General features: G+C 44.2%; 10 protein-coding genes. 6 read left to right on the top strand and 4 right to left on the bottom strand.

What is annotated here, in order from left to right; genetic code table 11:
- Position 1: 1 nt before the first annotated feature.
- Positions 2–829 (bottom strand): SAM-dependent chlorinase/fluorinase, encoded by an 828-nt coding sequence (locus F9K23_06250; GenBank protein KAB2916797.1) that lies wholly within the window; start codon positions 827–829, stop codon positions 2–4.
- 48 nt (positions 830–877) lie between these two features.
- Here F9K23_06250 and F9K23_06245 point away from each other — a divergent pair, with 48 nt between their 5' ends.
- From F9K23_06245 to F9K23_06230, 4 genes are all read left to right on the top strand, one after another.
- Positions 878–1,849, top strand: coding sequence for a PhoH family protein (locus F9K23_06245; GenBank protein KAB2916796.1), 972 nt, complete (start codon positions 878–880; stop codon positions 1,847–1,849).
- Positions 1,850–1,961: 112 nt separating this feature from the next.
- Positions 1,962–2,933, top strand: coding sequence for a phosphoribosylaminoimidazolesuccinocarboxamide synthase (locus F9K23_06240; protein ID KAB2916795.1), 972 nt, complete (start codon positions 1,962–1,964; stop codon positions 2,931–2,933).
- A 97-nt stretch (positions 2,934–3,030) separates the two neighbouring features.
- A complete protein-coding gene (locus F9K23_06235) occupies positions 3,031–4,788 on the top strand; it encodes a hypothetical protein (GenBank protein KAB2916794.1) in 1,758 nt (585 codons plus the stop codon).
- A gap of 33 nt (positions 4,789–4,821) precedes the next feature.
- Complete coding sequence (locus F9K23_06230; protein ID KAB2916793.1) at positions 4,822–6,831, top strand: PKD domain-containing protein; 2,010 nt, start codon at positions 4,822–4,824, stop codon at positions 6,829–6,831.
- A gap of 145 nt (positions 6,832–6,976) precedes the next feature.
- Here F9K23_06230 and lptB read toward each other — a convergent pair whose 3' ends face one another.
- Positions 6,977–7,702, bottom strand: coding sequence for an LPS export ABC transporter ATP-binding protein (gene lptB / locus F9K23_06225; protein KAB2916792.1), 726 nt, complete (start codon positions 7,700–7,702; stop codon positions 6,977–6,979).
- Between the two features lie 115 nt (positions 7,703–7,817).
- On the opposite strand from lptB, the gene F9K23_06220 reads away from it, so the two are divergent.
- Positions 7,818–8,774: an isopenicillin N synthase family oxygenase gene (locus F9K23_06220; GenBank protein KAB2916791.1), complete on the top strand. Its 957-nt coding sequence runs from the start codon at positions 7,818–7,820 to the stop codon at positions 8,772–8,774.
- Positions 8,775–8,905: 131 nt separating this feature from the next.
- Here the strand turns inward: F9K23_06220 and F9K23_06215 are convergent, their stop codons facing one another.
- The gene (locus tag F9K23_06215) at positions 8,906–10,489 is read right to left on the bottom strand and encodes an OmpA family protein (protein KAB2916790.1); all 1,584 of its coding nucleotides are present in this window, start codon (positions 10,487–10,489) and stop codon (positions 8,906–8,908) included.
- 40 nt (positions 10,490–10,529) lie between these two features.
- Here F9K23_06215 and F9K23_06210 point away from each other — a divergent pair, with 40 nt between their 5' ends.
- Positions 10,530–11,756 carry an NAD(P)/FAD-dependent oxidoreductase gene (locus F9K23_06210; protein ID KAB2916789.1) on the top strand — a complete coding sequence of 409 codons (1,227 nt, stop codon included), beginning with the start codon at positions 10,530–10,532 and terminating at the stop codon, positions 11,754–11,756.
- Positions 11,757–11,899: 143 nt separating this feature from the next.
- Here F9K23_06210 and F9K23_06205 read toward each other — a convergent pair.
- A partial coding sequence (locus F9K23_06205) for an aminotransferase class V-fold PLP-dependent enzyme (GenBank protein KAB2916788.1) occupies positions 11,900–13,186 on the bottom strand: 1,287 nt, incomplete at its 5' end.

Here is a 13,186-nt window from a genome sequence, read left to right as displayed (position 1 = left end):
TTTATAACAAACTTCCTGTTTTGGGGGTTTTGGCAGCACTACTAGACGGGTTGCTGTCAAAAAACTCTACTGTTACCCGTTTGCCTTTTTCAAGTCCCAACAGTTGGCTGGCTTCGGCACGGTTCACAGCAATTTCAAGCAAACCGTCTTCATTAAAAAAGCAAAGGCTCTCGCCTTCTTCCACATCGCTGTAGTGTTCGCTGATGCTATTAATACTGTCAAAGTAATTCAGCACCACCTCAAAATTGCGACCAGCCCTCACATTATCAAACATGGTACGGGTAATATTGGTAATGGCATTGTTGTAGTTGTTCACATACAGTATATGTCCGCGCAACTTGTCTTTGCTCTCCAGCGGTTGCTCTAATAATTTTTCAAGCACGTGGTCAATGCGTTTACCCACCTTCTCAATACCATTTTGTGCAATGGCAATGGCAGCAGGCACCAGTGCGTGCTTAAGGGGGAAGAAATTACCTTCGGGCATCTCTTCGTAGGGCAATTTATAATATACCGTTTCGTCGGCTGGGGCAAAAAGGGTGAGCAATCCGTTATCGGCAGTAATAAAAATCTGACCCTTGTACACACAAGCCAATAAGTTGGGATACTTTTTAAAATCTACATCAACCGATATAAGGTGAATGGTTCCCTGTTCAAAATCATCTACACAGGTGCGCATCATGTAAGCGGCTTCATCGATAGAAAAAGGTGTGATGTGGTGTGCAACATCAATAATAGTGGCCGTTGGCAAGGCTGCCAGCAACCTCATTTTTGCCTTTGCCAATAAGTGCGTATCTTTTCCTAAGTCGGTAGTGAGTGTAAATATTGGCACAGTGGGTAAATATGAGTTAAATTAGCAGCAAAATTAGTTTTAAATCTGTTGAACGAAAAATTCATTCTGCTTGACGGGGTAAACCCCGTGGAGCTATGGGGAGCTAACAACAGCACCCTTAAATTGTTACAAATAAAATATCCCGGGATAAAAATTGTTTCGAGGGGAAATGCGGTGAAGTTGAACGGTGAGGCCGGAGATATCGCCGACTTTAGCGAAAAATTTGATAAACTGTTGCTTGCGCTTAAAAGGTCGGGTAAACTGGAAGAAACCACAGTACACGAAATTTTGGATGCACAAGAAGCAGATATAGCAGATGTATTGCCCCCCGGCAAAGACGATGTGCTGGTATATGGTAACCACGGTAAAATTGTGAGGGCACGTACGGCCAACCAACGCAAAATGGTGGAGTATGTGGCCAAGAACGATGTGGTGTTTGCCATAGGGCCTGCGGGTACGGGAAAAACCTACACTGCGGTTGCTTGTGCGGTGAAGGCTTTGAAGGACAAAGAAATTAAACGCATTATACTGGCGCGTCCCGCGGTAGAAGCAGGGGAGAACCTTGGCTTTTTACCGGGTGATTTGAAGGAGAAGATAGACCCTTACTTGCGCCCTTTGTACGATGCGTTGGATGATATGCTGCCCCCTGATAAGCTGAAAAGCATGATTGAGAACCGCATCATCGAGATTGCTCCGATGGCGTTTATGCGCGGGCGTACGCTGGACAATTGTTATGTGATTTTGGACGAGGCACAAAATGCTACCGACTCACAGTTAAAAATGTTCCTTACTCGTATGGGGCCTCATGCTAAGGTAATTATCACCGGCGACCTTACTCAAGTAGATTTGCCGCGCAACATGCCATCAGGCTTGATAAAGGCGGTTAAAATTTTGGATAAGATTAAGGGGATTAAAATAGCCTACCTTACCGTTAATGATGTAGTGCGTCACAAAATTGTGAAAGAAATTGTGAAAGCCTACGATAAGAGCCACGAAGAGGAAGGAAAGAATAAACGTTAATAAATTATTATTCAATTAATTAAGGGGTGTCCCTTGATTATTTGTGGGTATTTTTTAACTTACTGTTTTTTATAGCTTTAATAGAAAGTGCTTATACTTGCACCGCAATCTTATGAATACTACCACATCACAACTAATAGCCACCAACTTCTTCCTGAAAAACCAGAAATCGTTTCACAGGGGCAAGGTGCGCGACATTTACAACATTAAAGACAAGCACCTTGTAGTAGTTGCTTGCGACCGTATTTCGGCGTTCGACCACGTGCTGCCACGTCCGATACCTTATAAAGGACAAATACTTAACCAAATAGCTGCTAAGTTTTTAGATGCTACCGCACACGAGGTGCCCAATTGGAAAATTGCCACCCCCGATCCTAACGTGACGGTAGGTATTAAATGCGAACCTATTTTGATTGAGTTTGTAATACGTGGATACTTGGCGGGCTACGCTTGGCGCGTGTACGAAAAAGGCGGTCGCGAGATTTGCGGAGTTACTTTGCCCGAAGGGTTAAAGAAAAACGACCCGCTTCCTGCGCCAATCATTACCCCTACCATTAAAAACAACGTAGGCCACGATACCGACATTTCAATGGCGGATATCCTTGCCCAAAAGTTGCTTAAGAAGAAAGACCTGGAGCAACTTGAAGCGTACACACGGAAATTGTACACCTTGGGTAGCGAAATTGCAAACGACAGGGGACTTATTCTTGTGGATACCAAGTATGAATTTGGTTTTAACGACGAGAAAAAGATAATCTTGATTGATGAGGTGCACACCCCTGATTCATCGAGGTATTTTTATAAAGATGACTATGAAAAGCGCCAAAAGAAAGGGGAGGAGCAAAAGCAACTTTCAAAAGAATTTGTGCGCGAGTGGTTGATGGAAAACGGCTTTTACGGCGAAAAAGATCAAAAGCTGCCCGATATGACCGATGAAGTGGTGAACAGTATTACTGAACGCTACATTGAGCTGTTTGAAAAAATTACCGGCGATAAATTTGAGAAACGCAGTTATGAGCACATCTTGGATGATATTGAAGGTAATGTGAACGACTATATCAACTCAAACCCATTGTTTGCCTGATAGAAAAGTTTATCGAAAAGAAATATAAAATTTACATAAAGGGGGCGCAAGCCCCCTTTTGCGTTTTTATATTGCAGTACACTTATCTATCGAATAAATGAAATCATTAAAACTATTAGTCGCAGGCGGTATTTTACTGTTATCTGCTCAAAAGCAACTTTCAGCACAATTTATTTCTGGTGGTTCAGGAACCACTGTTTTGCAAACCTCAACCGATTTAGTAGGTATTGGAGTAACCCCGGTTTGGAAACTAGACCTTGCAGGTGATTTTAATATATCGGCAGGCAGCGTATTCCGCTACAACGATACCCCGTTTGTGGTTCAAACTTCTAACAACTTGTTTGTAGGAATGCAAGCAGGTCAGAGCAATACCTCAGGTAAATTCGGGTCAGCTTTTGGTATCGGAGCAGGCTATTCAAACACAACCGGAGAGTACAACACTTTTATCGGTTATAATGCCGGTTACAGCAGTACTATCTCAAAAGGCAGCACTTTTATAGGTGCCTATGCAGGTTATAAGTGTAACACAAGCACAAATACATATTCAAGAAATACATTTATAGGCTATAGCGCAGGGTATAATAATACGACAGGTAGTAACAACTTGGTGATGGGACATGAAACAGGGTACGGTTTAACTACCGGCAGGAGTAATGTTTATGTGGGCAATAATGCAGGTAAAAAAGATTCTTTGGCTGAGAATAACACTTTTATTGGCAGTGCTACGGGGTTTGACGCGATAGGGAAATTCAATACTTTTATCGGTTACGGTTCAGGGTATTCAATTCAAGGTTCAAACAACGCCTTGTTAGGTTACTCAACAGGATATAATGCATCAGGCTATGAAAATACATATTTAGGTTCTGATGCGGGTTCAAACTCTCTAAGTTCCGATAGTAACATTTGTATAGGTTCAGGCTCAACAGCTAGTGATAACTCTGATAACAACATAGTAATAGGAAACAATGCTGCGTTGCCTGATAATAGTGTAAACAGAGCTGTTATAGCGCACAAAGGAACGGTGCTATGTGATAGCTGCATGGTATTGGGTGATACTACCGTTAACGGAACTTACCACGTGGGTATTGGTACCAATGCCCCTACCCATCAATTGCAACTTTCTACCAGCGATGGTGCTAAAGTAGGTAGCGGTTCATGGGTAATAGTATCAGACCAACGTTTGAAAAAAGATATTAAACCCTTTACCGAAGGTTTGAGCACAATTAATAAAATCAATCCTGTTTGGTTTAAATATAATGGCGCAGCAGGCATCAGTACCAACCAAGAGTTTGTGGGTGTATTGGCACAAGAAATTAAGGAAGTTGCTCCTTACATGGTAGGAAAGCATACTTATATCGACCAAAACGAAAACAAGGAAGAGTACCTGAGCTTTGACGGGGATGCTATTAAGTACATTACCATCAACGCCATCAAAGAACAGCAAGCACAAATTGAGGAGAAAGACAAACAAATAAAAGCTCTTACCGAAGAACTGGTTAAAACCAATCAACGCATAGATGCTTTGCTGGAAAGTTTGGGTAAAAAGGAGACTGTGGTATCGCCTGAAAGCGGAAACTTAAGTGCTACCGAGGTAGCAAAGTTGTACCAAAACGTACCCAATCCTTTTAGCAACTCAACCACTATAAAGTTCTTTATTCCTGCACAAGCTAAAACCGCAACCATTGAAGTGTATGATGTGGCTACCAACAAAGCAATCACAACGTACAATGTAGCAGGTATTAAAGGTGACGGACAAGTGGAATACACAGCGCAAGGAGCTATACCCAATACACTGGTGTATAAGCTTATTATCAACGATGTTGTTGTTGACCAAAAGAAGATGATACAACAATAGAAAACGGCTTTGCTATAATAAGTTGAGAAAAGGATGCTACGGGCATCCTTTTCTGTTTTGATATTATTTATATTAGTATTGCATAAATATTTGTTAAAGGCTATGATGAAAAAACTTGCTGTACTTACTTTTAGTATTTTTATTACCTTATTTGCTAACGCACAAACCGTTACTACCTTTGCAGGACAAGCCGGTTCAGCTTCTACCGGTATTTCTACGGTAACCCTTGCCAATGGAAAATTTAATGAACCTTACGGGATTGTTTTTGACGCCAGCGGAAGAATGTATGTTTCTGAGCAATTCGGTCACCGTGTATTGATGTACAACCCTGCCGACGGTAACTTGTACCCTCGCGTGGGTTCTACAGCCGACCCTGCCAACGGCATGAATGCCAATTACATTAACGGAACAGGGATTAACGTTCGCTTTAATACTCCTATGGGTATGGCCGTTAACTCAAACGGAGATGTATTTGTAGCAGATATGCTAAACCACTCTATCCGTAAAATAAGCAAGTTTACCTCAGCCGGTAGCGGACAGGTGGTAACTACTTATGCAGGGGAAGACCAAAACGGAAATTCTGTTGGTGATTATGTGAACGGACAAGGCACTGCCGCCCGTTTTAATTCACCTACTGATATAGCTATTGATGAAGCAAGCGGTGTTATGTACGTAGCCGATGCGTTTAACGATTGTATCCGCAAAATTGACGCTAACGGAAACGTGACCCTATTAGCGGGTACTCCCGGCTCGTTTGGTTTTGCCGACGGTGCAGCCGCTTCTGCCAAGTTTGATTTGCCTATAGCTGTTGAGTTGGAAAGCAGCACATCACTATTAGTAGCTGATGCAAACAACCGCCGTATCCGTCGTATTGATTTAACCAACCTTACTGTAAGCACAGTGGCCGGAAACGGTAGCACAGGCGGCACAGATGGTTCTGCAAACGCAGCAACCTTCTCTTCGCCCAACGGTTTGGCTGTTGATGCTTTCGGAAATATTTATGTAGCTGATGGCCGTAACGGACAAGCTAATACCATTCGTAAAATAAGCAACGGACAAGTATCTACCATTGCAGGTAAATTTAACGAATCAGGTACTGCTGACGGACAACGTGAAAATGCCCGTTTTAACTTCCCCGGCTCGTTGGCGTTTAACGCTGCTAAAGATGAGTTGTACGTAACAGATGTGTTAAACCACACCATCCGTAAAATAACCTTAAAACCCGTTGCTGATTTCAGCACCTTTAGCACTACTGTAAATGTGAACGTTGAAATTACCCTTGAAGATAAATCAAAAAACACCCCTACATCTTACCTGTGGGAGATTACACCTTCAACCGGATTTAGCTTCACCGGCAGCACAGGCAATACCAGTCAAAACCCTAAAGTAACATTTACCCAAACCGGAACTTATACTGTGAAACTAACAGTAGGTAACGTGTATGGCAGCGATGTGAAAACCGTAACTAACTACATTACAGTGAGCAACACAGGCGGTAATGCTCCAATAGCTGACTTTAATGTAAACCGTACCAAACTATCTCCAAGCGATACCTTGGTGATTACTGATGCTACCACCAACAACCCTACCCAATGGGAATGGACTGTTGCCCCCGGTAATGCACAGTACGTTAGCGGTACTACATCAACCAGCCAAAATCCTAAACTGAAGTTTACCCAAACCGGTATTTATACCATTGCCCTAAAAGCAACCAACCCATTGGGTAATAATACCAAAACCAAAGCCAATTACATTTATGTGTTCCCATTGGGAATAGAAACCATCACGTTGGATGAGTTGGTAAATGTGTACCCTAACCCTACATCAACCGGTAAAGTTACTATTGATATGGGTCGTGTACCAGTAGGCAATACACTTACTGTTGCTGTGTATGATATTAACGGAAAAACTGTTTACACCAACACTTTACAAAACAACCCCGGTACCCTTGAGGTAAATCTTGAAGGCCGTGCCAAAGGAATGTACTTTGTAACTGTGTTTGATGGTTATAACAAAGCTTCTAAAACGGTTGTAGTAGAATAATCTGCGCCAACCATAAAACAAAAAGCCCCTTGCATACTTGCAAGGGGCTTTTTTATTATAGCGCATTAAGTGCATAGACCCAATGCTACGGATAGATAGCCCATCATTCTATCAATAACATCGGGATTTATTCCCGATGCCTGAGCTATCGTTTCAGTTTAAAATTCTGTCCTAAATACACACGGCGCACCATTTCATCGTCGGCCAATTCTTGGGGACTGCCGTGTTTCAAAAGTTTACCTTCAAACAGCAAATAAGCACGGTCAGTAATACCCAACGTTTCATCCACATTATGGTCGGTAATCAATATCCCGATGTTCTTTTGCTTCAATTTCGATACAATGTTTTGTATATCCTCCACCGCAATAGGGTCAACCCCTGCAAAAGGCTCATCCAACAAAATAAAGCTGGGATCAACTGCCAATGCACGGGCAATTTCGGTACGACGGCGTTCACCTCCGCTTAGTACATTTCCCATGTTTTTGCGCACTCTGTTCAGGCTAAATTCCTCCAGCAGCACCTCCAGTTTATCCTTTTGTTCGGCCTTGCTTAGTTTCGTCATCTCAAGCACGGCCTTAATGTTATCTTCCACCGTCAACCTTCTGAATACAGAAGCTTCTTGGGGCAAATACCCAATACCCTTTTGGGCACGCTTATACATGGGCAAACGGGTAATATCTTCATCTTCTAAAAATATAGTTCCCTCATCCGGGCTTATCAGGCCCACCACCATATAAAAAGTAGTGGTTTTGCCTGCACCGTTAGGGCCAAGCAGTCCCACAATCTCGCCCTGTTGCACATTCACACTCACATCATTCACCACACGGCGTTTGCGGTATTGTTTCACAAGGTGTTCGGTTCGCAGTATCATAAATTATTCTTCAAACCTAAGCTTTATAAAAAATTATGCCAAAGGCTTTTTTACGGTGATTTTAATCATATTGAAGAAACAGTCAATGGCTATATTTGTGCTTTTTAGTAAAAATATGTTACACTCATTGGGGATACCTTCAGTAGATTTATCTGATTTTGTTTCGGGTGATGAGGCCCGCAAGCAAGCATTTGTGCAGCAATTAGGCCATGCTTACGAAGAAATTGGTTTTGTGGCCATAAAAAACCACAACTTTAGTGATGAACTACGCGAGCGTTTGTACGCCGAGGTGAAAAACTTTTTTGCCTTGCCGGAAGATGTGAAACGTAAGTATGAAATTGAAGGACAGGGCGGGCAGCGCGGTTATACAAGTTTTGGCAGGGAACATGCAAAAGGCAGTCCAGCACCGGATTTGAAGGAGTTTTGGCACTTTGGCCAAGAGGTTACCGACGGTGACCCGATAAAAAATGAATACCCTGAGAATGTATGGTGCGAAGAGGTACCCGGTTTTAACAAAGCCGGTATTGAAGCATACCGCACGCTTGAAAGTACAGGCAAGCAAATGCTACAAGCCATAGCGTTGTTTTTGGGTCTTGACGAATTTTACTTTGACGATAAGATAAAGAACGGTAACAGCATATTGCGCCCTATACACTACGGGCCTATTACCCAAGAGCCTCAAAACAGTGTGCGTGCAGGTGAGCACGAAGATATTAACCTGATTACGCTGTTGATGGGTGCCAGTGCCGACGGTTTGCAAGTATTGAACAAAAAAGGTGAGTGGGTAGCTGTTACAGCCCTACCCGAACATATTATTGTGAATGTGGGCGATATGTTGCAACGCCATACCAACGGCAGGCTAAAAAGCACTACCCACCGTGTGGTGAATCCGCCGCGTGAGTTGTGGCATACCAGCCGTTATTCTATTCCCTTCTTTTTGCACCCGCGCAGTACCATGCGTTTAGATTGTTTACCCTCTTGTATTGATGAAAACCACCCTAAACAATGGGATGATATTACTGCTGGAGAGTACCTGCACGAACGCTTGCGCGAGATTGGTTTGACGAAATAACAGTACTTTTACTTTGGTGCGACAGGTTAAAACCTATCGCTTTTGCAATTACCCTTTTGCGGCGGACTTAAGTCTGCCGAAAAAGGGTAATTTATTTTAGCACGGGGTTTCAACCCGGTGTCATAATCACATTACATTTTAATCACCCTAAATTCAACGCGGCGGTTGTTTTGGCGGCCGGCTTCGGTTTGGTTGGTATCAATGGGTCGGGTAGAGGCATACCCCGCAAAGGTGAGTCGGTGCGACTCTACGCCCCATTCTTTCAAGTATTCAACTACTGCTTGGGCACGTTCTAATGATAACACCACGTTGCGCTCGTTGCTGCCCATACTGTCGGTATGACCTGATATTTCTATCTCCATTGTAGGATATTCATATAGCAACGTTGCCAGCGAATCTAACGCCACAAACGATTTGGGTAATAGTTCTGCTTTGTCGGTATCAAAAAAGATATTCTTTAGCACAAAAGTTTTTCCTACCGTGTATTGGGTAGTGTCTTTTCGGGTAGTAACTATTTTAGGCTGTGTTTTTAAACTATCGGGCACCGTATAAGCATTGCAGGGGCAATCGCTCTCTTTTTCCACCTCCCACACGTAAATATCATCAATTACATAATAGGCTTCCTGTTTTTCGTTCTCATTCACTTGTTTGGCATTTTGCGCTCCCAACGCCTTAAACCCGCCAATGGTTAAGTAGCGTTCACCACCCTTAGCCGTATAAAGTCCTGTTAATTGCATCCAACGCTTTTTCTCCGTCAGCATTTGCCCCGGTTTGTTGATAATATCGGGCATGGGCAATACTGCGGCACGGTAGTAAAATTTGAGCAGCGTAGAATCAAACCTAAAACCAATGGCATCAGTGGCCAATCCTGCACCGGGCAGCAGCCTGAAAAACGCCCGCGTGCAGTATTTTCGGCCTGCCTGCAAGGGCTGTTTAAATTGGTTTTCCATGTACTCAAGGTATTCTGAGCGGCTGTAGATACGGATACCGCAAAACTTATCGCCCGTGCGGGCTGCATTTTTCATCCCCCTGAAATAATCCGGTGTGCCCGTAGCCACATACCAATGATGAATGAAAGTATCGGCCACCCCGCGAATTTCATTATCAAAATACCCGTCGTCTTTGCAAAGCTCAAAGCTGTAGTTGCCAATAATGTTTGCGCCCGTATCTTTTAACGTAAAACCATCGTCGGCAAGGGCAGGCGTTTCATACGCCAAGCGTTCATCGTTCAGTCGTTTAGGGAAGGTATAAACTCCTTTGCCGTTGTTCACCAGCAAATCGCTGTAGGGGTCGCCACGCAGGTATTTTATTACCAGCATGGTATCGGGTCGCAACTGCACCAGCCTAAAACTGTCGGTGGTGTATTTGTATAATCCTGTGGTAAAAAACTCCTCGTGGGTAAGGTCGCCGTGTTTGTAGGTTTCTTTTTTCAGCAACTCACCGTCGGTGCTGTAGTATTCCCAAACTCCCTTGGGTATAGCCCCCTTCTTTTTTGCTTTGTAGTGGGAGGTAAGGGCGGGGTTACCGTCTTCATAAAAATACTCCCAAGTACCGTTTTTCACTTTTGTGATGTCGTAACCAAATGTAATTTTTACCCTGTACGTTTTATACTGTCCTCGCCATTGCAGGTTTCCGTTGGGGTAATGTTGCTCTGAGAGTTGCCCAAACAGTGCTGCCGATAAAAATAAGGAGAACAGGGATAAAACTAATTTCATGCTTTATGGGTAAACGTGCACATTTGTAAAAAATTTTAACGTGGCAGTTCAGGGTACAAAATACGATGTAATTGTGATAGGCGGTGGTGCGGCAGGTTTTTTTGCAGCTATTTCTGCAAAATACCACCATCCCGATGCCAAGGTTGCCATTGTAGAAAAAACCAATAAGCTGCTGGCCAAGGTGAAAATATCGGGCGGGGGCAGGTGCAACGTTACCCACCACTGTTTTGATACGAAGAAATTAAGCAGCCATTACCCGCGCGGAGAGAAGGAGCTGCGGCAGGTGTTTAGCCGCTTTGCCGTGAAAGATACGATTGAGTGGTACGAGGTACGCGGAGTGAAACTGAAAGCGGAGGCCGACGGCAGGATGTTCCCGGTAACGGATGACTCGCAAACAATTATTGATTGCCTGATGGCTGAAACCCGCCGACTAAAAATTGAGATACTCACCAATACGGGTATTGATAAAATAACCCCGATAGAAAACGGATTCACGTTAACCACTAATAACGACCACCTAATCACTGAAAAGCTGATTGTAGCCACGGGTGGAAGCCCTAAAGAAAGCGGCCTGCAATGGTTGAAGGAGTTAGGGCACAGGGTAGAAACGCCTGTCCCCTCGTTGTTTACGTTTAATATGCCTAAAAACCCCGTTACACAGCTAATGGGGGTGAGCGTGCCTAATGCAAGGGTGCGTATAAATGCGACTAAGTTTAGTTATACAGGCCCTTTATTAATTACCCATTGGGGCATGAGCGGCCCGGCGGTGCTTAAACTTTCGGCGTGGGGGGCACGTTGGATGGCTGAGCAGGACTACAAATGCACGCTATCGGTAAACTGGCACGAGGCGAAGAACGAGGACGAGGTACGGAATTACCTCACTGAGTTTAGAACAACACACAAGCTGAAACAGGTGGGCACATTAGCACCTTATGAATTGCCGCGCCGTCTGTGGGATTTCTTTTTGCATAGGTTGGGTATAGCCCCTACGTTGCAATGGGCCAATATGGGTAAGCAGGATTTTAACCGTTTGGTAAATACCTTGTTTAACGATGAGTATGCGGTGCAAGGCAAAACCACCTTCAAAGAAGAGTTTGTAACGGCAGGCGGCATCAGTCTTGACGATGTGGATATGAAAACCTTGCAAAGCCGCGTAATACCCAATTTATATTTTGCAGGTGAGGTGCTGGACGTTGACGGTATTACGGGCGGGTTTAATTTTCAGGCAGCATGGAGTACCGGCTTTGTGGCGGGTATGTTGGGGTGATTTCCAACTGATAATACAATGTAATTTCCTTAGTAAGGTACGGGGTTGAAACCCCGTGCTAAAACAAATTACCCTTTCGGTAAGGACTTAAGTCTTTACTGAAAGGGTAATAATAATAGCGGCAGGTTTTAACCTGTCGTGGTTTAGTTCATGCTCACTGCTTCAGGCTCAGCCATGTAGTCTTCCAACGGAGGACAAGCGCAAATTAGGTTACGGTCGCCGTAGGTATTATCTACGCGGCTTACCGCAGGCCAGAATTTAGCGTGACGCACCCACGAGGTAGGGAATGCGGCCTTCTCGCGAGTGTAAGCATGGCTCCAAGTATCGGCCATCACTACTTCGGCAGTGTGTGGCGAGTTGTGCAATACGTTGTCGTTACGGTCGGCAGTGCCTTCCTCAATTTCAATAATCTCGCGACGTATGTGAATCATCGCGTCGATAAATTTATCCAACTCAGCTTTGGTTTCGCTCTCAGTAGGCTCAACCATAATGGTATTTGCCACAGGGAACGACATGGTAGGGGCGTGGTAGCCGTAGTCCATCAAACGTTTAGCAATATCAGTTGCTTCAACACCTGAAGTTTGTTTAAAGTGACGGGTATCCAAAATCATTTCGTGGGCGCAACGTCCGTTTTTGCCTTTGTAAAGCACATCGTAGTGGCCTTCCAAACGTTTGGCAATGTAGTTGGCGTTAAATATCGCCCATTTGGTAGCGTTGGTTAAGCCATCGCCGCCCATCATGCGGATATAAGAATACGAAATCAACAAAATGCTGGCACTACCCCAAGGTGCTGCTGAAACAGCTGTAATGGCTTTATCACCGCCGGTTTTCACCACAGCATGGCCGGGTAAAAATGGTTTCAAGTGTTCGGCCACACAAATAGGTCCCATACCGGGGCCACCGCCACCGTGAGGGATACAGAAGGTTTTGTGCAAGTTCAAGTGACAAACGTCCGCGCCAATCATACCGGGGCTGGTTAGTCCCACTTGGGCGTTCATGTTTGCACCGTCCATATATACCTGTCCGCCAAATCCGTGGATAATGGCAGTAATTTCTTTAATGGTCTCTTCAAACACACCGTGTGTACTTGGGTAGGTAACCATCAAACAAGCAAGGTTGTCTTTATTGGCTTCAGCTTTCTCACGAAGGTCTTGTACATCAATGTTACCGTTTTCATCGGTTTTGGTTACAATCACCTTCATACCGGCCATTACAGCACTGGCAGGGTTAGTACCGTGTGCCGAAGCAGGAATCAACGCGATGTTACGGTGGCTTTCGCCTTTATTGATAAGGTATTCGCGGATAACCAACAAACCTGCATACTCACCTTGCGCACCTGCGTTTGGTTGTAATGATGTGGCTGCAAAGCCGGTAATCTCTGCCAAGTAGTTTTCTAATTCAGTAAATACCTGTGCATAGCCCTGTGCTTG

The organism is Bacteroidota bacterium (assembly GCA_008933805.1).
Taxonomy (GTDB): domain Bacteria; phylum Bacteroidota; class Bacteroidia; order UBA8524; family UBA8524; genus SB11.
Note: the sequence above shows the minus strand (reverse complement) of the source record. Positions and strands in the feature narration are given on the sequence as shown.